Source organism: Paenibacillus sp. FSL H3-0457 (assembly GCF_037981725.1).
GTDB classification, from domain to species: Bacteria; Bacillota; Bacilli; order Paenibacillales; family Paenibacillaceae; genus Paenibacillus; species Paenibacillus amylolyticus.
The window spans coordinates 2,658,959-2,677,656 of record NZ_CP150283.1; the positions used below are offsets into that span (position 1 = coordinate 2,658,959).

Sequence of the window (18,698 nt, forward strand, 5' to 3'; positions counted from 1 at the left end):
TGAATGATGGAGGTGACTCACCCTAGATGAACTACACGATTCAAGCATCACAGCGTACACCTGCACTTATTATATATTTAATTGATATTAGCGCCTCCATGAACATGGTTCTGGAAAATCGTCGACGGATTGACGTCGTCTATGATGCCTTATCTCTCGCGATCCGCCAAATGGTGTTTCGGTCTACCAAGGGAAATCGTCTGACACCTCGCTATCGTATAGCCATATTGGCTTACAGTGATGATGTATATGACTTGTTGAACGGAATCAAAGGGATTGACGAGATTGCTGCCGTTGGTTCTTTGCCTGACCTGACACCGAGACGGTTTTCAGATTCTGCGAAGGCTTTCCTGCAGGCGGAAAAGATTCTACAGGCTGAAATTCCAAATATGCAGGATTGTCCTGCGCCACTTGTATGCCACATGACGGATGGGGTAGCCACAGGTGAAGATCCCGAACCTATTGCAAAAAGAATTATGGGTATGAGTGTACCTGACGGCAATGTACTGGTGGAGAATATTTTTATATCGGATCATTTGCTGGAAGGGCCAATTGCTGAACCTAGAAGATGGAAGGGAATCTCTTCGGAAACGAATCTACAGGATGAGCATGGAGAGAAGCTGCGGAATATGTCATCCATCCTGCCCGAAAGTTATCGGGAAATGCTTGTTGAAGCTGATTATTTGCTTGCACCCGGTGCACTCATGATGCTGCCAGGTACATGTGCAGAATTGGTATCAATCGGGTTCCAGATGTCCGCTGCTACGCCTGTGAGATAGGAGGGGAATCATGAGAGCGATGCGTTTGGCAACATTGTCTGCTGGAGATAAGGGGGGCCATGCCGAGCAACGGCATGGCAACTTTCGCTATGTGAGTGTACAGACCGGGGAACAGCCGCTAACTCGCTATCAAGGCATATTTAAGTGCAGATATGGTTATGGCAGAGCGGCTGAGACGGTTCATCAGGGAGATACCGGACAGGACTTTGCTGCGGTACGTATAAAAGGGAATATCTGCAATTTTGTTTTGTGTGATGGCGTAGGCATGAGTTACCTGGGCGATTTTGCAGCGCGTTTTCTAGGGAATGCTTTGCTGGATTGGTTGGAAACGACGCAACACACAACAGAAGAGGGTGTTGAGCGTCTTCTTCATGATCTTACCCTTCCCGCATCAGAGCAATTGGAGAAATTACAGCCACTGGAAAGTTCCCCTTTGTTGCTGCGTGAAGTGTTGATGGAAAAGCGAAGTCGGGGCAGTCAGGCGATGTATGTGTGTGGGCGGATCGAGCTCACGGGAGGCGGCCGCAAAAGCCGGGTATGGCTTGCATGGCAAGGAGATTCCCGTATTCGCCTGTGGCGTAATGGTCAGGAACAGTCTGAATTATTTCAGACTCACTGCAAGACAAATGAGCGTTGGTCTACACTTGAAGGACCAGTTGGTGGTAAGCCGCACATCTGCGAGATGAAAGGGTCCGCAGGAGATTCACTGCGTCTTCAGTTATATACGGATGGACTGAACGATCTGGATGCCATTCAAGCCTATGTCCCGGATGAACACATTCAGGTATTGCTGGATGCGACACATACCGGCGGTCTTGAAGATGATGCCGCTTTCATTGAGCTGGAATGGTGAGTGCGGGATATCAAGATGTGGATTGATCCTGATGAAGCTGTGACAGCGGCGAAGATCAACTGTGAAAAAACTTGCTGGTGTTGATTTAAAAGACACTCTTTTTGGGTAATCTTGTGAAGAATTGGCTTTCACGATGAGTATGAACGTACATTCTTACATAATTGCTAAAATGAAGGAGTGGGATGGATAATGACACAGCATAACGGCAAGTCACGGTTCCAAGGTAAGGTTGCGATTATTACCGGAGCAGGCTCCGGGATTGGGAAAGCCACTGCGGTCAAGCTGGCTAAAGAGGGTGCACATGTTGCATTGTTTGATCTGGTGAATGATCGGATCTCGGAAACGGAAGCAGAGATTAATGCGCTGCACCCCGGTGCGGCAAGAGCATTTGATGTAGACATTTCCGACCCGGCACGTGTGGAAAAGGCTGTACTGGAAACCGTTGAGTTATTCGGCGGTTTGGATATTGTTTTTGCCAATGCGGGCATTAACGGTGTATCGGCACCCATTGAGGAGATTCAGGTTGAAGATTGGCAGCAGATTATTACAACCAACTTGAATGGTACATTTTTCACGATTAAATATGCATTGCCTCACGTGAAAAAACGGGGTGGCGGCAGTATTATCATTACGAGTTCCATTAACGGCAATCAACGCTTCTCAAGCTTTGGCATGTCGGCGTACAGCACGTCCAAGGCAGGACAGGTTGCTTTTGCCAAGATGGCTGCACTTGAGCTGGCGAAGTTCAAGATACGTGTAAACGTGATCTGTCCAGGAGCGATTGCAACAAATATCGATCAAAGTACGGTCAAAACGGATGATCTACAGCAGATCATTATTCCGATGGAGTTCCCGGAAGGACAGCAACCACTTGCGGACGGGCCGGGTCAACCGGAACATGTTGCCGATCTGGTAAGTTTCCTCGCATCGTCCGAATCCAGACATATTACCGGAGCAGAAATCGTCATAGATGGTGCCGAATCATTGCTCAGCTAAGTGAGTATTCTGGATAAATTTCATTTTTGCTAAGGCGTGTCTTAGGGTGTGTCTACGATAGTCGTTCCTCTGGAACGGCTTTTTTTGTTATAATGCTAACATTCGAATAGAGATACTGAAGAGCAGTAGGGTACATTCATTAGGAGCGATTATATGCATATAGAGTTACCGATACAAGAGGTTATTCCTGAGTTAAGACAGTTATTTCGGGATCAAGATACAGGTGTGTTAATTGCAGAGCCAGGAGCGGGAAAAACGACTGTTGTACCGCTGGCTTTGCTGGAGGAGCCGTGGGTTGCGGGACGGAAAATCATTATGCTGGAACCCCGAAGGCTGGCCGCGCGTTCAGCTGCATCGAGACTGGCGGCTACGCTAGGGGAAAAGGCGGGTCAGACTGTAGGATATCGTGTACGCATGGATACCCGGGTGAGTCAGGCGACACGTATTGAAGTTGTGACGGAAGGGGTATTGACCCGGATGTTGCAGCAGGACCAGGGTCTTGAGGATACGGCGATGATTATATTTGATGAATTCCATGAGCGTCATTTACACGGAGACTTGGGCTTGGCTCTGGCATTGGAATCGCGAGCGATGTTACGTCCAGATCTGAAATTGCTGGTGATGTCGGCGACCCTTGATCCTGTTCCCGTCTGTGTATTGCTTGGCGAAGGTACAAAATCAATTCACTGTCCCGGGCGCACGTTTCCGGTGGAAACACGATATGTACCGAGACCAGCAGCCATGCCACTGGAACAATTCACGGCTCAGACGGTGACCAGGGCATTAGCCAAACAGGAAGGAGACGTGCTTGTTTTTCTTCCTGGTGCAAGAGAGATACACCGTACAGAGCGGGAGTTATCGAATGGATCTCTTCCTGGGCATGTGAAAGTTCATTCCCTGTATGGCAGTATGCCGGTGGAACAACAGGATGAGGCTATACGCCCAGCGGCTGAGGGCTCGCGCAAAGTGGTGTTGTCCACCTCCATTGCGGAATCCAGTCTCACACTTGCTGGAGTTAAGATTGTGGTGGATGCAGGGCTGAGTCGTGCATCGGCATTTTCGCCGCGCACGGGCATGAGCCGGCTTGTCACTCTGCCGGTGTCCAAGGCGTCAGCCGATCAACGGCGGGGTCGTGCAGGGCGAATTGCCCCGGGGGTATGTTACCGGCTATGGAGCGAAGAGGTTCATGGGGGACTGCCTGAGGCAGCTCGCCCGGAGATCACCTCCGCGGATCTTGCGCCGCTGGCGCTGGAGCTTGCCGTCTGGGGTGTCCAGTCCCCAGCAGAGCTGCAATGGCTGGACACCCCGCCTGACGCCGCCTACGGCCAGGCTCAGGCGCTGCTGCGCCAGCTGGGCGGCCTGGACGACGCAGGCCGCATCACGCCCTTCGGGCGGCGGATGAACACGCTTGGCGTGCATCCGCGACTGGCCAGCATGTTGCTCCGCGCAGCGGAGCTTGGGCTGGCCAGCTACGCCAGCATGCTGGCGGCACTGCTGCAGGAGCCTGCCGGCCTCCGCAGCAGTGGCAGTGCAGGCGCGGGCACGGACCTCCGCCCGCGCGTAGAGGCGCTGCTGACAGCGGACAGCAGCGGCATGCCGCAAGCGGCAGCGGCTATCGCAGACGGCGCGGCCGTGCGGCGCATGCTCCAGGAGAGCCGCCAGCTGCGCTCGGCGCTCGGCCCGGCGGCCGATCCGGTGCGGCCGGATGAGGACAGCTGCGGATTGCTGCTGTCCTTCGCCTATCCGGACCGGATCGGGCAACGCCGGGAGGACGGCCGCTATCTGCTGAGCAGCGGCCGCGGTGTAAGGCTCGCAGCGACAGAATCGCTGAGCCGTGCAGCGTATCTGGTCGCAGCCGAGGCAGACGACCAGGGCGCAGATGCGCGCATCCTGCTGGCTGCGCCGTTGCAGGAGCAGACATTGGTGCAGGCAGGTCAGCACTTGCTGCACAATGAAGTGCAAGTGGCCTGGGATTCCAACACTCGCAGCGTGCGCGCACATAAGAGACTTCGGATTGGAGCCCTTGTGATTAAAGAGAGCAGTATTGCACAGCCACCTGAAGATCAGGTGCTGGAAGCACTGTTAACCGGAATACGAATGGAAGGGCTGGATTGTCTGCCTTGGACAAAAACATCCAGACAACTTGCGGACAGGCTACGGTTCCTGCATCTCCATCTACCTGAGTGGCCTGACCTGATTGAAGATGATCTGACCGAAGAGCTGGCAGAACATCTTACCCCTTATCTGACAGGCATGCGATCGGCAGCCGACCTCAAGAGATTGTCGATGCAAGATGTATTACTTGGTGGCCTGAGCTGGACGCAACGACAACAACTGGACGATGAAGCTCCGACGCATATACAGGTGCCCAGTGGCTCACGTATTCCTGTGGACTACAGTCGTCCAGAGGACCCGGCGCTGGCAGTAAGATTACAGGAGATGTTTGGACAACAGGAGACACCGCGTATAGCGGGTGGGCGAGTCCCGTTGACCATCCACCTATTATCACCGGCTCAGCGACCTGTACAGGTCACACGAGACTTGGCGAATTTCTGGCGAGAGACGTACTTTGACGTCAAAAAAGATCTGAAAGGTCGTTATCCGAAGCATTACTGGCCGGATAATCCACTTGAAGCGGTCGCCACAAATCGGGCCAAACCACGGGGCAAATAGATGAATTACTTCATTTTTAAAGACATCAACGATTTGGTTCCCAAAGGGCGCGTTATCAGGGTTAGACTTTGCTGAACAACAGTCAGTTTTGTAGCTGATCGAATCATTCTCTGTCTTAAAGAATCACCCTTTAACCAGAACGTGTCTCAAAACTAGCTAACGTGATCTTTTACTATCTTTTCGCCCCATGTTACGTCACTTTGCCTTTTCGTCCCATGCTGCGTCACTTTCCCTTGACGTGCCCCGGCACGCCTGCTGAAAACTTCCGGCATGGAACGATAATTTGGCAAAATCTGCTTCTTTTGAGGTTGAAGACACATCCTAGAGCGTATCTTCAAACCTGCCGAAGCCGAAGCTTAACTGAACGTGCCTGGAGCTGATGATGGAGCAGAAACATGGAGCGGAGCGCTAACGAACCTGTGACGACTTATTCAGCGATTTGAAGTACCCGCAGTAATCTAAGGAATCTGAAACACGCTATATTTGAATAACCAGCCATTTACAACGGGTTTGTCAGGTAATTTTGGTAAATAACGTGTCTCATGTTCCTTACAAAATAAAATGAGGACCCGAAGGCTAAATAAGACGTCCTCGGTTCCTTAGAAAATCGTCTGGGACAATCCGCCAAGATCAGCCAGTCTAGACTTCAAGATGTTCTGGACGCCGACGTGCTTCAACGTAGAACATGCCTGATAACGTATCACATACCTGAGTTTGAAGGCACACCCTGATGAGGATTAATAAGGAATGAACTTCAGCAATTTTTTACTATCAACACATAGTATATTGACTTGCAAACGTTTAAAAGAAACTTAGGCGGGTAATAACATAGCGAACCACTCAATAATATGAGGAGGGATTCACTATGCAGAAGAAAATCGTAGGTGTGTTTAATACAGAACGTGAAGCATCGCAGGCTATCGAGGGTTTGAAAGCACAAGGATTCACTTCAGACGAAATCTCTGTTGTTACACAAGATCGGGATGAACTGAAGGCAATTCGGGAAGAGACAGGTACCAAAGCCCCTGAAGGCGTGGCTGCGGGTGCAGCAACAGGTGGTGTACTTGGTGGTGTAGCCGGTCTGCTCGCAGGTATCGGTGCACTAGCCATACCCGGCATAGGACCGATTCTGGCCGCAGGCCCTATCGCGGCAGCATTTACCGGTGCAGCTGTGGGTGCAGGAGCTGGCGGATTGGTGGGTGGACTTGTGGGTCTTGGTATTCCGGAAGAGGACGCTAAACAGTATGAGGAGTATGTACAGAATGGTAAAATCCTGCTGCTCGTAGATTCTACGGATCGGGACTACGATGTGTACGATGTGTTCAGTGGCAACAGCCAGCTTAACCGAGACAGAGCCGAAGCAGCTCATCGCGGAGATGTGCCAGCCGAACGTCCGGATCTGGATATGGAAGAACGCAGATTGGAAGCCCAAAACAAGGCAGCGCGATTCGGTAACAATACATTCCTGTAATCTTGCCGCGAATTTAATCGATATGAAATAAAACCCAATGACTTATTATCTGTAAAATGGAATGACATATATGATCCACCAGATGGTCATTAGCCGGTTTCCTTAAGGGAAGCCGGCTTTTGTCCCTGTGTTGCATATGGGTGGGTGTCAATAATGTCGGATGGTGTTTTTACCCAGTCAAGCAGGGAATAACAATACATATAACAGTACAGCCAAAGCGAGTCCAATCACCAGTAGCATCATGGTAAGAAACCGGATTAATCCGGTCGATGCCTGAAACGTCTGTTCATTGATTTGGGTACGCTTCCGATGATAGGCTGCTGCCGAATACACAATGATGGATATGCCGCCAATCAGAGAAGTGATACCCGTAATAATCGCCGAAATATGTGCAAGCCGATCATACGCCGACGAATTGAAACCAAATCCGGCAGCAAGAAAGCCGATGCCCGCCATGGCAATACCGGTGCGCACCCAGGCCAGAAAAGTTCGCTCGTTAGCCAGATGTTGCTGGACATACTTGGAATCGGTAGTGGTTACGTCTTTTTCTGTTAAAGAAATGTGAATCAACTCCGTTCAATAAATATACGGCTTCATTGTACTTTGTTTTTATCGCAAAACCAAGAAAGGATGGCTGAATGTATGCCTCGCAAAGAACGAATTACAGAAATAGAGAGTTTAAGGGGAATTGCCTTTGGAGCGGTGGTTCTCCAGCATTCCATCGCACATTACTCATTAGTCCCGGAAACGAGACTGGAGGATGGCGTGTTACTGGCCATACTGCTGATGCTCTCCAAATTTGCAGTTCCTTTATTCATATTCATAACAGGTATGGTGCTCTTCTATAACACGGGAGACAAGCTGAATTACGGCAAGTTTATGAGAAAAAGAGTAAACGACGTGATCGTGCCTTACCTGATCTGGTCACTCATTTATTTTACACTTGCACCGCGGGGCTGGACCGGATTTGGATGGAATGACATCCCAGACCTAGGCCTGAAGTTGCTTACGGGCAAAACGACTTCACACTTTTGGTACATCATTATGTTGATTCAGTTTTATCTGTTATTTCCGCTCTTTTTGCGAGCCATTCGTTATGTATATAACCGATATGAGGCCAAGGGGCGCTTGATCGCATTATTGATTTCTGGTGTGGTGTATCTTGTACTTGCGGATCAATTAAGAAACATCGCCAAGTTCATGGAACGGGTGAATATCCCGGTGCTAACAGATGCTTTTACAACGTATGCAGACCGTAATTTCCTTTATTTCTTTATTTATTTTGTACTTGGTGCAGCAGCGGGGTTATCCGTCCAGCACTGGAATGAATGGATTCATCGATTGCGCTGGATGTACTGGACAGTGTTTATTGTTCTGGGTCTGCGGTTTACTTATTTATTAATGCTAGAGTTTCAGAAGCCGGAAGGAATCAAAATTACGTTCTACACAGTCAGCTTGATCCGCCCTGATATGGCACTCTTTCTGATCGCTTCCATTATGGTCATGTACCAGCTGGCCGGAAAACTTCACAACCTCAGGGCTACACGATTGCTGGGATGGATTGGTGGTGTATCGTATGGCGGTTATCTGATGCATATGTTGATGCTGCGGTATAGCTACATTCCGGATGAGTTGTTTTACGTTGCTATGGGTTGGAACCCTGTCGTCCGAATGATCATCACCTGGTTGTTGGCTCTTACATTATCCTGTGTAGTGACATGGCTTATCTCGCGTGTAAGCTGGGGCAAATGGATTGTGGGAGCCGTACCGAAATCTGTCCGCAATAAATGAAAACATCAACATATGAAAAATTCACAATAGATCACCACAGCCGCACAGAAGTGTACGGGAGTACGAGAGTATACGAACACAAGATACAGAGCACAGGTATTACAGCTTTTACAGCTTTTGCACAGACTTTCTTGTCATTAAAATTCGATCTCACGACACCCTGAGCCCTGAAATAAACAACTTTTGAATCAATTTCATAACTCACTAAAAATGAATTTCTGTAACTGGATATAGACAAATTGAACCGTTTCGATCTATATCCAGCCTTGATTGAAGCAGCTAAAGGTATTATGAAATTGATTCTTTTGAATAAAAAATAAAATTTCATTACATGAAAAATTCACAAAAGCAAACCTTTTTCCGTGCTTCCCCCAGGTCAACGCGTATTCACACGATTTCTTGCTCGCCCTCCTTGAAGATAGATAAAAGGGAGAGGCAAAGCGGAGAAAGATGGCAGAACCCGAACATAAGTTTTATAATACTAGATATATAGGTTCTGACAGGAGGGGAATGAACGTGGCTTTTATGATTGCACAGCGGGCATTTATCAAGCTGTATCTGATTACGATGGTTGAACAGCACAGGGGGTATGGTTACGAGATGCTGGAGGCGATGAAGCAGGAATTCAAAGACTACGGTTATGTACCACCCCAGAGCGAGGTATATCGGGCACTGCATGAATTGGTACAGCAAGGTGTTTTTTATCGCACAAAGAAGCTGAAGGGTAATGATCCAAAGGTCGATTTTCAGGAAATCGTTTTATATCATTTCACGGATGATGGTGCGGAAAAAGCTGAGTTATACAAGAAACAGGTCAAAACGGATCTGGATCGTTGTCTCGGCATGTTACACAAGGCAGAAGAGGACAATTATGGTACGAAAGGAAGATGAGCATGAACAGACAGTTACAGTGGGGTGTACTCGGTACGTCAACCATTGCCAAAAATGCAGTCATTCCGGCGATCCAGCAGTCTGAACGTGGTGAGGTGTTGGCGATTGCCAGCCGCAGCAAAGAAAAAGCGGAAACCCTTGCCGAAGAACTCGGCATTGCCAGATCGTATGGCAGTTATGAAGAGCTCATCGCTGATCCGGACATTGAAGCCGTCTATATTCCTTTGCCTAACCATATGCACAAAGAATGGACCATCAAAGCGGCACAGGCTGGCAAACACGTGTTGTGTGAGAAACCTGCTGCACTGAATGCAGATGAATCGGCAGAAATGATTGAGGCATGTCATCAGCAAGGTGTTCTTTTTGCAGAAGCAATTATGTATCGATATCATCCCAAGCACAGACGTGTGCAAGAGATTATAGCTAGTGGAGAGATTGGTATCGTCAGAGCCATCCATGGTAACTTTACCTGTAATACCGCTGATGACAAGGAGAATGTAAGGTTCAAAAGAGAGATGGGCGGCGGATCGTTATTCGATCTTGGCGTGTATCCGATCTCGGCAGCCCGGATGTATCTGGGACAGGAACCGGAAGCGGTAACAGTTCACGCTCTATTCTCGGACGAGCATGATGGCGTGGATATGATGGCGTCGGGACTGGTAGAATTTCCGAATTCGGTAGCTTTAACTTTTGACTGTGGCATGTGGGCTTCAGGTCGAGCGGAGATGGAGATTCTCGGGACGGAAGGGCGGATTGAACTGCCAAAAGTGTTTGGCTGGGAGAACAGTGATATTCCACCTCAGATTATTGTACACACCGATTCGGTCAGCCGTGAGGAACGTGTATCCGTGTCGAATTCCTATGTGCTTCAGGTGGAGACGTTTGCAACGGCTGTGCTTGATGGAGCATCCCTACCTTTCAGTCCGGAAAATACCATTCAAAACATGCGCGTTATTGATGCGTGCCTGGAATCGGCTCGAACTCGTCAACGTGTGAAATTGATCGGTTAGATTAGGTCAGGTCAGTTTAAACATACTAGAAAAGTAGACTCCATCTTCCGGGATGAGAGTTTTTTTTCTGTCTTAAAATGTTACAATTATAATATTTTACAAATTAAACTTCTTTATTTGATATTTCTACCAAAATGATGTGATATAAATAGTCATGAGATGACTTGTTTACTATAATCTAGCAGAACATACAACTAGACTGTTACAGCTTGCAGAACGCATATCGAAACAACGTTCATCTACTTTGAAGGATCGGGAGGCCGGATTGATGAAAAAGTTGATATCCACCGCATTACTGGCATTGTTGTTAACGTTTGTTTTCCTCACAGGTTCACAGTTCACTCCAGTCGGACAGCAGAAGGCATCTGCTGCAACATGTACCATCATCAATACGTTTACAGGTGTAGCAAATTATTTGAGTGCAAATGGAAAGTTGCCATGTAACTTTATTACCAAATCACAGGCAACAGGACTTGGCTGGGTAGCGTCAAAAGGAAACTTGGCTGTAGTTGCTCCTGGAAAAAGCATCGGTGGGGATACATTTGGCAATCGGGAGGGGCTCCTGCCTTCGGCCAGCGGACGTACATGGCGCGAAGCGGATATTAACTATACTTCCGGCTTCCGTAATTCGGATCGGATTGTGTACTCCAATGATGGACTCATCTACAAAACGACAGATCACTATGCATCATTTACACGCATGAAATAGTGGAAGGAGCAGCCATGAATACCGTGATTCTGGATGGAGAAGACCTTGCGAGTAGCACTGAACTTCATCAACAATTAAAGGTTAAGCTGAAGCTGCCGGATTTTTATGGCGGTAATCTTGATGCATTGTGGGATTGCCTGACGGGTACGATTGAACTTCCACTAGAGTTAAAATGGACCAACTACCAAATCAGCGAAGAACGACTGGGGAATGAAGCAGGCCGGGTACGTGATTTGATGTGGGAGGTACAGGCTGAACAGTCTGGATTTCAATTGCGAGTTGAGAAGTAGGCAGCAAATAAAGGCAGTTCAAATACAATACGTCCAGCCGAGCAGACCACATGTGGTCTGTTTTTTTTGTGTTATAGGAGGTTGTTCAAAAAGGTTGTCCCAAAAGTCCCTGTGTTGATTACGAATTCTCTGAAAGAATAGCGAGCTATAACTTTGCTTATCTATCGTTAAAATTATTTTCACGGAGGTATTGATTTCTGCATAACTTACGTTAAAATAAAATTAACATGAAAAATATTTTAACGTTGAGGAGTGAAAAGGGATGAGCGATAACACAGCAGTTGGCAAGCAAGGTATGGGTGAGTTAATACGAATCAGACCGTACATGCAATTTATGCTTAGTAAAGTTGTATCCAGATTTGGTGATTCGATTGACTCGATTGCCTACAGTTGGATGGTTTACATTCTAACCGGTTCGAAAGTGTTGATGGGTACGTTGCTGGCGGTGAATTTTTTGCCCAATATCCTTCTGGGTCTGTTCGCCGGGGCTTTGGTTGATCGCATGTCTCCCAAAAAAGTGATTGTGATTACGAATACGGGTCGCGGGTTGTTGGTGGGTATTACAGCTCTGCTGTTTGGATTGGGCCAACTTGAAGTCTGGCATCTGTTTGTCATTACAATTCTGAATTCTTTGCTGGAATGCTTCACTAGTCCTGCAGAAGTGTCCAGTGTCCCCCGATTGCTTCCCCCATCAATGCTGCTTTCGGGTAATGCCATGTCCTCTTCCGCAACCAGAGTGGCCGAACTCGCAGGACTTGCAGTGGCTGGTGCCCTTATTGCTACAATAGGCATTGCCTGGACGATCCTGATTGATGCGGGGTTGTTTGCGCTAAGTGCTTTAATTATGAGCCGAGTAGGCTACCCTGAAGTCATAACATCTGCTAACAATGAAGATAAAACATCAACTGAAATGAATTCTCATCCATCCGACAAAAGTAGCATATTTTCCGAAATGGCGGAAGCTTTTCATTTTCTCCGTAAACATGCCTTATTGTTAATTGTCTCCATCCTGTTTGCCTTCGTTAATTTCTGCCTGATGCCGTTTAATGTTCTTCGTACACCTTATGTCATTGAAACGCTGCATGCTGGCGCTGGGGGATTAAGTCTGCTTAGTGGGCTGCTGGTGGGAGGTATGTTGCTCAGTGGTGTATGGTTGACACAAAGGGGAGCGAATTATCGTAAAAGTGTGCTGGTCATCAGCGGTATTGTCATGTTGGGTCTCAGTTATGCGATGACGGCACTACCCGCTTACATGACTTCCTTCCAACTGCCGGTTGCAGCGGTCTTTTGTCTAATGATGGGTATGGGGATTCCGCTGGCTACAACACCGCTGGCCACCTATCTTATGGAAGTTACCCCTTCGGAGATGCTAGGCAGAGTGTACGCCCTTCAAAGTATGCTTGTCTTGAGTGTCGCACCACTTGGAAGTCTGGTTTCGGGAGCACTTGCAGATTGGATGACCATGCCTGTTCTGTTTATTGTCTTTGGTATTATGCTTGCCATGTCAGCAGGTATGTTGTTATTTAGCAAAAGTTTTCGAAGTGCTCTGTGAAGATATTCAGAAGTGATCATTAGCCAATTTTCTGTATCAAGTCATTTCTCGCTCGTTTTGACCGAAGTCCTGACGCAACGTTATAATAGAGATATCGATGGACAACAGGTACCCCGGAAATGAGGATACAGGGATGGCGCACAAGGTTCTTTCAACAATTGAAGAAATTAAAATCTACTCCGATCCGTATCGGATACAGATCATGAATATGTTTAACAAGCAGGGCAGACCATCCACTGTCAAAGAGATCGCCGACCAGATGGGTGAGGTGCCAGCCAAAGTTCACTATCATGTAAAAAAGCTGGAGAAAATTGGTCTGCTGACGATCGTTTCCACACGTGAGATTAATGGGATTATCGCAAAATACTACGAACCATTCACCGGAGAGATCCATCTCCGTCACGAAGATGAAGACAAGGAAAACTCTCCATTGAAACAGGTGTTTCGGTCCGAGACACTCAAATTATTAAATGAGATGTTCGAACAGAGTCGTCAGCGATTCATGCATCAGGCGGAAAACGAAGATCGGATGTTTCTCTCGGACATCACGCTGTATGCAACCCGTGAGGAAGTAGAGCAATTGTATAAAAACATCATAAAACTCTGTGAACCTTATACTACAAAAGAGAATCGACAAGGGGAACATGAGGTCTTTCAGTTATTCTCTGCTCTCTCTAAACCTATAGTGAAAATACCTGCTTCTAAGACAAATGCAAAAGAGAAAAAGAAAGCTACGTCTGATAAGGGTAAAGCAACTCCGAAAACGTCTCGATCTGTGTCTAAGCGGCAGGAATCTGCATCATCTGGTAGTGAGTCAGAAGAATAAACGGATGGAATACATGGGTTCAGCGTTATCGCTGGAAGCAAGTAACCGCAAACGTGAGAGACTGCTTAGGAGAAAACTAGAAAAAGCCGCCCAATGGCGGCTTTTTAATGCGTGATAAGGAAGGCTAATGGTGGAGCAACCTATGGAATCAATCAATTTTAACGCTTAACGTTTCAGTTCATAACGAAGTTACATGTTCTCATCGTAACCCTTCACATCACGTTTGGCTGCGGTTGCGGGGGAGTTGGATGTGCCATATTCTTCGACCGCTTCCCAGGCATCTGCGTTGTCGAACTTGCCGGCCCGCTGCTGTCTTCCTTCCCCAGCACCACTCGGAGGCAGGGTCATTACTTCTTCTTCAACGGGCCGATCGTTGCTGATCTCCCGATTAGGTGTGTCGTCAATACAGTAAGCGGTGTAGGGGATAGCCTCAAGTCGTTCGAAGGGAATATCTTCGCCGCACGTTACACAGGTTCCATATGTACCTTGCTCCATACGTTCCAATGCATCGTTCACTTGATTGAATTCGTCTGTTAATGTATCGTCAATCGCCAGATCACGGCTACGTTCAAATGTTTCCGTACCGGCATCTGCCGGATGATTATCGTAGGAGGACAGCTCACCGGTTGAATCTTTCAGCGACTCGACTGGAGCACCGTCTTCCATGCTGGATTCAAAATGACGCTGTAAGTTTTCACGTTGCTCCAAAAGGGCGTTTTTCAGTATTTGATGTTGATCTTTAGTTAATGTACTCATAAGGACATGCTCCTTTCCCGTTGTGGGGTGTAGTGTGTCTTTACCCGAATTGGATGAAAAGCAATCATTTTCGTGAGGAATAGGGCTGTATCGTTTTATATCTGACGGATTATGTGTTATAAAAAATAGAGAGAGAAAATGCCGTATGATCTTTACAGGAAATAGAAACACGGCTTGGCTTATAATGGAGGTTGTCAATATGGATGAACATATGAAACGAAGATTGGATAAACAGAGACAGTTGTTCAAACAATTGGGTGTGCAGCTAGATGCGTTATCGATTCATGAAAAACAATTTAATTATAAACTTCGTGGTTATGATCCGGATGAGGTAGATGCTTATCTTGACCTGGTCATCAAAGATTACGAACGTTTCTATGCCAATATTGCAGATCTGATGGACAAATGGCAAGAACAGCAGTTAACGATCCGTGATCTCAAGTCGTCCGCAAAACCGGTGGAAGATCCGACCAAGATTGATCGCAAACAACTGGATGATATTGTGAAACAACTGGAATACAGTGTGCGACAGCTCAAGATCAGAGCACGTCCCGAAAAGGATCTGTTCTCTGAATAAGGTCAGCATGTCCTGGATTATATTAAATAAAGGTGGTTAATCATGAGTACTCATTTTTCGGTCAGTGTGCATTGTTTGTTGTTATTGTCACTCAGCGCGCCTGAACGAATCACGTCTGCACATATTGCAGGTAGCGTGAATACCAACCCTGTCGTCGTCAGACGTATTCTGGGCGGGCTGAAAAAGGTGGGCTTGGTGAACTCCTCTCCTGGAACAAGAGGTTTTTACTTAGCGAAGCCATCAAGTGAAATCACATTAGCCATGATCTATCAGGCTGCCAAGGACGAAGGTCCATTGTTCCCGATTCACGGCAATTGTAACCCGGATTGTGAAGTGGGCTTGCATATAGACAGCTTGCTGACCAATCTGTATCAGGTTGCCGAGGCGAAGGTGGAGCAGTTCTTTGCATCCATTACACTCGAAGATATGGAACGTTCCTGTACTCAGATGCAAGCTGTTACATCACAGACAGAGTAGATTGCAATAAAGACTTAAAGTGCATGTTCAAAAAGGCTTAAAGGAAAGGTGGGTTGTTATATGAAAATTGTAGTCATTTCTGACACGCATTTATCACGTAAATCACGGAAGTTACCGACTAGGCTCCTGGATGTATTGCCGAGTGCCGATCTCATTCTTCATGCCGGTGACTGGTCGGATTGGAGTGTGTACCCATTGCTTAGTGAGTATGCACCAGTTGAAGGGGTAGCGGGTAATACAGACCCGTCCGAAATCGCTGAAAAACTGGGATATTCTCGTATTGTTGAAGTGGAAGGGCTTCGTCTGGGTCTTGTGCACGGTCATCTGGGATCAAAGGGTACGGAGCAGAATGCAATTCATACCTTTGCAGGCCAGCATGTGGATGCTGTGATCTACGGACACTCACACATCCCGGTGATGCATACCGTGGACAACACACTGGTATTTAATCCGGGGTCGCCTACGGATCGACGTTTTCAGAAACAATACTCATTTGGCATCATGACAATAGATCAGGGGAAAATACAGGCTGAACATGTGTTCTTTGATCGGGATTAGAGAGATAAGCGCTGGTTGCAAGTTGGACGAGTACAAGAACCAGAACCAGCTACTGAAGTGGCGACTTGATAACTGATAGGGAACCTTCTCCTTAAATTTCATCTTATATATATGATTATTGTACAAGGCATCTTTGAGCAGAATTCAAATCTGTTCCAGAGATGTCTTTTTTGATTTCTGATCACATCATTCTCTTGAGAAGTTATCTCTGAATGGGGAATGTGCTCTGTTCGTTATCTGTCATTCATCTGTTGGCGTTTTCCCCTATGGTGACGTTCAGTGGAGTGATACAATGCCTTTACGACATGAAATGAATACGTTTACATAAGGAGATGGATCATGATGAAACTGTCTGTATTCACGGTGGCTACCCCTGATCTGAATGCAGAAGAACTGGCATCGGCTGCGGCAGCAGCGGGAATTGATGGAATTGAGTGGAGATTCCGTGGAATTCCTGAAGATGCTATGTCTGAAGAGCCTTCTTACTGGAGAAATAATCGATGCTCCGTAGATCCGAGCCGCTGGGAGGAACAGGTTCCTGCTTTTCGTAAAGCAGCGATAGGGCAAGGAAGGAAATCCACCGCACTTGTACCGTATCTGAATTGTGGAGATCTGCCTGCCACCGAGCAGGCGTTTCAGGCTGCGGCTGGATTGGGAGCATCTATGATGCGTGTAGGTGTTCCTGGATATGATCGCAAGACCAGTTATCCTGAGTTGTATCGTAAAGCCGTTGATTACCTGAGTGAAGTACAGGATTTGGCCAAACAGTACAACATCAAGGCGATTGTAGAGACACATCACCAGACGATAGCACCGACGGCATCGCTGGCCTATCGGCTTGTGCAATCGCTCGACCCGCAGCATGTGGGTGTATTGTACGATCCAGGCAATATGGTGCATGAAGGATATGAGAATCATCGGATGGGACTTGAGTTGCTGGGGCCTTATCTGGCTCATGTACATGTAAAAAATGCCGGGTGGTTTGAACCAAAAGGGAAAGATTCGCAAAAGGCTAATGTGACTGAGAAGAGCAGCGGATTGGCTCTGAATACAGCCTGGAAATGTCACTGGACACCGCTGACTGAAGGCATGGTCGATTGGGTACAGATGGTGCGAGATCTTCGTGCCGTTGGGTATGACGGATACTACGGAATTGAGGACTTTAGTGGTGCCTTGGAATCCAAGGCGATGTTACAGCATTTTGCAGACGTTTTCGCCGAAATTGAGCGTCGTGTGGACGAGGAGGAGCAGTCATGAGTATCGTACGAGTAGCGGTGATTGGCATTGGAAACATGGGGGCAGCACATGCCAGAACGTTGGTGGCTGGAGAAGTACCCGGTGCAGAGCTGGTCGCCGTATGTGATGTAAGAAGAGAGATGGAGAGCTGGGTATCCAGTCATCTTCCGGCAACGGTCACCTATTGGCAGGATGCTGAGCAGATGATGGCTTCGGGTACGATTGATGCAGTCATTATTGCAACGCCGCATTATGATCATCCGGAACAGGCCATTCAGGCTTTCCAGCATGGCTTGCATGTCATGATCGAGAAGCCGGCCGGTGTATATACGAAACAGGTACGCAAGATGAATGAAGCGGCCGCAGCCAGCGGTAAAGTCTTTTCCATGATGTACAACCAGCGTACCAATCCACTCTATATTAAACTGAGAGACTTGATTGCTTCAGGGGAACTGGGAGAGGTACGGCGTACCAACTGGATTATTACGAACTGGTATCGATCCCAAAGTTACTATGATTCAGGCGGCTGGCGGGCAACATGGGCAGGTGAAGGGGGCGGTGTACTGATTAACCAGGACCCGCATCAACTGGATCTGTGGCAGTGGACCATCGGCATGATGCCGGTGCGCATGCGTGCTTTCTGTTCGTTTGGCAAGTATCGGAACATTGAAGTGGAAGATGATGTAACGGCTTATGTGGAGTATGAAAATGGAGCAACAGGTGTCTTCGTAACGACTACTGGCGAAGCACCGGGTACCAATCGATTCGAGGTCAACGGAGACCGGGGTAAAATCGTGATCGAAGATGGAAAACTTACGTTCTGGCGACTTCGGGAATCTGAGCCTGAATTCAATCAGCGGTTTACCGGAGGTTTTGGACAGCCAGAATGCTGGAAATGTGAAATCCCGATTACAGGTGTGGAAACGGGGCACCCGGGTCTGATTCGTAACTGGGTTGATGCGATTCGTACAGGCGTACCACTTATTGCTCCCGGTGAGGATGGTATACACGGATTGACGTTATCGAACGCTATGTTGCTGTCCACCTGGACGGATAACTGGGTGGATCTGCCGATCGATGAGGATCTGTTCTATGAGCATCTGCAGGAACGCATTGCTGGATCAACGACGAAGAAAGACAAGGCATTCAGTGGCAGTCAACCTGCTGATTTGAGTCAGACGTTTAAATGAAGACGATTTGTTATGTAAGACGAGTTCATTGTAATCAACATTTTATAAAAAGGATGGGATGAC

Annotated in this window: 19 protein-coding genes; 17 read left to right on the forward strand and 2 right to left on the reverse strand. The window is 47.6% G+C overall.

Going from position 1 to position 18,698, the window contains the following annotated elements; translation table 11 throughout:
• The first annotated feature begins 26 nt into the window (after positions 1 to 26).
• The 5 genes from MHH25_RS11980 (at position 27) to MHH25_RS12000 (ending at position 6,772) form a co-directional block, all read left to right on the forward strand.
• On the forward strand, positions 27 to 779 hold the full coding sequence (locus MHH25_RS11980) for a vWA domain-containing protein (protein ID WP_127543696.1): 753 nt from the start codon (positions 27 to 29) through the stop codon (positions 777 to 779).
• 10 nt (positions 780 to 789) lie between these two features.
• Positions 790 to 1,632, forward strand: coding sequence for a protein phosphatase 2C domain-containing protein (locus tag MHH25_RS11985; RefSeq protein ID WP_340020041.1), 843 nt, complete (start codon positions 790 to 792; stop codon positions 1,630 to 1,632).
• Positions 1,633 to 1,821: 189 nt separating this feature from the next.
• The gene (locus MHH25_RS11990; RefSeq protein WP_017689067.1) at positions 1,822 to 2,628 is read left to right on the forward strand and encodes an SDR family NAD(P)-dependent oxidoreductase; all 807 of its coding nucleotides are present in this window, start codon (positions 1,822 to 1,824) and stop codon (positions 2,626 to 2,628) included.
• A 153-nt stretch (positions 2,629 to 2,781) separates the two neighbouring features.
• On the forward strand, positions 2,782 to 5,301 hold the full coding sequence (hrpB, locus tag MHH25_RS11995) for an ATP-dependent helicase HrpB (protein ID WP_340020042.1): 2,520 nt from the start codon (positions 2,782 to 2,784) through the stop codon (positions 5,299 to 5,301).
• An 865-nt stretch (positions 5,302 to 6,166) separates the two neighbouring features.
• Positions 6,167 to 6,772: a general stress protein gene (locus MHH25_RS12000; RefSeq protein WP_340020043.1), complete on the forward strand. Its 606-nt coding sequence runs from the start codon at positions 6,167 to 6,169 to the stop codon at positions 6,770 to 6,772.
• Positions 6,773 to 6,949: 177 nt separating this feature from the next.
• Here the strand turns inward: MHH25_RS12000 and MHH25_RS12005 are convergent, their stop codons facing one another.
• Positions 6,950 to 7,342 carry a DUF202 domain-containing protein gene (locus MHH25_RS12005; RefSeq protein ID WP_235193787.1) on the reverse strand — a complete coding sequence of 131 codons (393 nt, stop codon included), beginning with the start codon at positions 7,340 to 7,342 and terminating at the stop codon, positions 6,950 to 6,952.
• Between the two features lie 72 nt (positions 7,343 to 7,414).
• On the opposite strand from MHH25_RS12005, the gene MHH25_RS12010 reads away from it, so the two are divergent.
• From MHH25_RS12010 to MHH25_RS12040, 7 genes are all read left to right on the forward strand, one after another.
• Positions 7,415 to 8,563, forward strand: coding sequence for an acyltransferase (locus MHH25_RS12010; protein ID WP_340020044.1), 1,149 nt, complete (start codon positions 7,415 to 7,417; stop codon positions 8,561 to 8,563).
• A 516-nt stretch (positions 8,564 to 9,079) separates the two neighbouring features.
• Positions 9,080 to 9,454 carry a helix-turn-helix transcriptional regulator gene (locus MHH25_RS12015; RefSeq protein ID WP_036609188.1) on the forward strand — a complete coding sequence of 125 codons (375 nt, stop codon included), beginning with the start codon at positions 9,080 to 9,082 and terminating at the stop codon, positions 9,452 to 9,454.
• Positions 9,455 to 9,456: 2 nt separating this feature from the next.
• Positions 9,457 to 10,464 carry a Gfo/Idh/MocA family oxidoreductase gene (locus MHH25_RS12020; protein ID WP_340020045.1) on the forward strand — a complete coding sequence of 336 codons (1,008 nt, stop codon included), beginning with the start codon at positions 9,457 to 9,459 and terminating at the stop codon, positions 10,462 to 10,464.
• Positions 10,465 to 10,732: 268 nt separating this feature from the next.
• Complete coding sequence (locus MHH25_RS12025) at positions 10,733 to 11,173, forward strand: ribonuclease (RefSeq protein WP_036670445.1); 441 nt, start codon at positions 10,733 to 10,735, stop codon at positions 11,171 to 11,173.
• A 14-nt stretch (positions 11,174 to 11,187) separates the two neighbouring features.
• On the forward strand, positions 11,188 to 11,463 hold the full coding sequence (locus tag MHH25_RS12030) for a barstar family protein (RefSeq protein WP_340020046.1): 276 nt from the start codon (positions 11,188 to 11,190) through the stop codon (positions 11,461 to 11,463).
• Positions 11,464 to 11,725: 262 nt separating this feature from the next.
• Entirely contained in the window at positions 11,726 to 13,015 is a 1,290-nt protein-coding gene (locus MHH25_RS12035; RefSeq protein ID WP_340020047.1) for an MFS transporter, read from the forward strand.
• A 133-nt stretch (positions 13,016 to 13,148) separates the two neighbouring features.
• Complete coding sequence (locus tag MHH25_RS12040; protein ID WP_036670450.1) at positions 13,149 to 13,841, forward strand: helix-turn-helix domain-containing protein; 693 nt, start codon at positions 13,149 to 13,151, stop codon at positions 13,839 to 13,841.
• A 189-nt stretch (positions 13,842 to 14,030) separates the two neighbouring features.
• Here MHH25_RS12040 and MHH25_RS12045 read toward each other — a convergent pair whose 3' ends face one another.
• The gene (locus MHH25_RS12045; protein ID WP_047842547.1) at positions 14,031 to 14,597 is read right to left on the reverse strand and encodes a TraR/DksA C4-type zinc finger protein; all 567 of its coding nucleotides are present in this window, start codon (positions 14,595 to 14,597) and stop codon (positions 14,031 to 14,033) included.
• Positions 14,598 to 14,796: 199 nt separating this feature from the next.
• Here MHH25_RS12045 and MHH25_RS12050 point away from each other — a divergent pair, with 199 nt between their 5' ends.
• From MHH25_RS12050 to MHH25_RS12070, 5 genes are all read left to right on the forward strand, one after another.
• Positions 14,797 to 15,174, forward strand: a complete 378-nt coding sequence (locus MHH25_RS12050) for a DivIVA domain-containing protein (protein WP_017689054.1) — start codon at positions 14,797 to 14,799, stop codon at positions 15,172 to 15,174.
• Positions 15,175 to 15,216: 42 nt separating this feature from the next.
• A complete protein-coding gene (locus MHH25_RS12055) occupies positions 15,217 to 15,651 on the forward strand; it encodes an Rrf2 family transcriptional regulator (RefSeq protein WP_340020049.1) in 435 nt (144 codons plus the stop codon).
• A gap of 60 nt (positions 15,652 to 15,711) precedes the next feature.
• Complete coding sequence (locus MHH25_RS12060; RefSeq protein ID WP_036670453.1) at positions 15,712 to 16,209, forward strand: metallophosphoesterase; 498 nt, start codon at positions 15,712 to 15,714, stop codon at positions 16,207 to 16,209.
• Positions 16,210 to 16,551: 342 nt separating this feature from the next.
• The gene (locus tag MHH25_RS12065) at positions 16,552 to 17,466 is read left to right on the forward strand and encodes a sugar phosphate isomerase/epimerase family protein (protein WP_340020488.1); all 915 of its coding nucleotides are present in this window, start codon (positions 16,552 to 16,554) and stop codon (positions 17,464 to 17,466) included.
• On the forward strand, positions 17,463 to 18,635 hold the full coding sequence (locus tag MHH25_RS12070) for a Gfo/Idh/MocA family oxidoreductase (RefSeq protein ID WP_036609172.1): 1,173 nt from the start codon (positions 17,463 to 17,465) through the stop codon (positions 18,633 to 18,635). The genes MHH25_RS12065 and MHH25_RS12070 overlap by 4 nt, the downstream gene beginning before the upstream one ends.
• Positions 18,636 to 18,698: the final 63 nt, after the last annotated feature.

What these genes read in the sequence shown, in the direction of transcription:
- MHH25_RS11980 (WP_127543696.1), top strand. Translation starts at nt 27, where the DNA reads ATGAACTACACGATTCAAGCATCACAGCGTACACCTGCACTTATTATA.
- MHH25_RS11985 (WP_340020041.1), top strand. Translation starts at nt 790, where the DNA reads ATGAGAGCGATGCGTTTGGCAACATTGTCTGCTGGAGATAAGGGGGGC.
- MHH25_RS11990 (WP_017689067.1), top strand. Translation starts at nt 1,822, where the DNA reads ATGACACAGCATAACGGCAAGTCACGGTTCCAAGGTAAGGTTGCGATT.
- hrpB (WP_340020042.1), top strand. Translation starts at nt 2,782, where the DNA reads ATGCATATAGAGTTACCGATACAAGAGGTTATTCCTGAGTTAAGACAG.
- MHH25_RS12000 (WP_340020043.1), top strand. Translation starts at nt 6,167, where the DNA reads ATGCAGAAGAAAATCGTAGGTGTGTTTAATACAGAACGTGAAGCATCG.
- MHH25_RS12010 (WP_340020044.1), top strand. Translation starts at nt 7,415, where the DNA reads ATGCCTCGCAAAGAACGAATTACAGAAATAGAGAGTTTAAGGGGAATT.
- MHH25_RS12020 (WP_340020045.1), top strand. Translation starts at nt 9,457, where the DNA reads ATGAACAGACAGTTACAGTGGGGTGTACTCGGTACGTCAACCATTGCC.
- MHH25_RS12025 (WP_036670445.1), top strand. Translation starts at nt 10,733, where the DNA reads ATGAAAAAGTTGATATCCACCGCATTACTGGCATTGTTGTTAACGTTT.
- MHH25_RS12030 (WP_340020046.1), top strand. Translation starts at nt 11,188, where the DNA reads ATGAATACCGTGATTCTGGATGGAGAAGACCTTGCGAGTAGCACTGAA.
- MHH25_RS12035 (WP_340020047.1), top strand. Translation starts at nt 11,726, where the DNA reads ATGAGCGATAACACAGCAGTTGGCAAGCAAGGTATGGGTGAGTTAATA.
- MHH25_RS12040 (WP_036670450.1), top strand. Translation starts at nt 13,149, where the DNA reads ATGGCGCACAAGGTTCTTTCAACAATTGAAGAAATTAAAATCTACTCC.
- MHH25_RS12045 (WP_047842547.1), bottom strand. Translation starts at nt 14,597, where the DNA reads ATGAGTACATTAACTAAAGATCAACATCAAATACTGAAAAACGCCCTT.
- MHH25_RS12050 (WP_017689054.1), top strand. Translation starts at nt 14,797, where the DNA reads ATGGATGAACATATGAAACGAAGATTGGATAAACAGAGACAGTTGTTC.
- MHH25_RS12055 (WP_340020049.1), top strand. Translation starts at nt 15,217, where the DNA reads ATGAGTACTCATTTTTCGGTCAGTGTGCATTGTTTGTTGTTATTGTCA.
- MHH25_RS12060 (WP_036670453.1), top strand. Translation starts at nt 15,712, where the DNA reads ATGAAAATTGTAGTCATTTCTGACACGCATTTATCACGTAAATCACGG.
- MHH25_RS12065 (WP_340020488.1), top strand. Translation starts at nt 16,552, where the DNA reads ATGAAACTGTCTGTATTCACGGTGGCTACCCCTGATCTGAATGCAGAA.
- MHH25_RS12070 (WP_036609172.1), top strand. Translation starts at nt 17,463, where the DNA reads ATGAGTATCGTACGAGTAGCGGTGATTGGCATTGGAAACATGGGGGCA.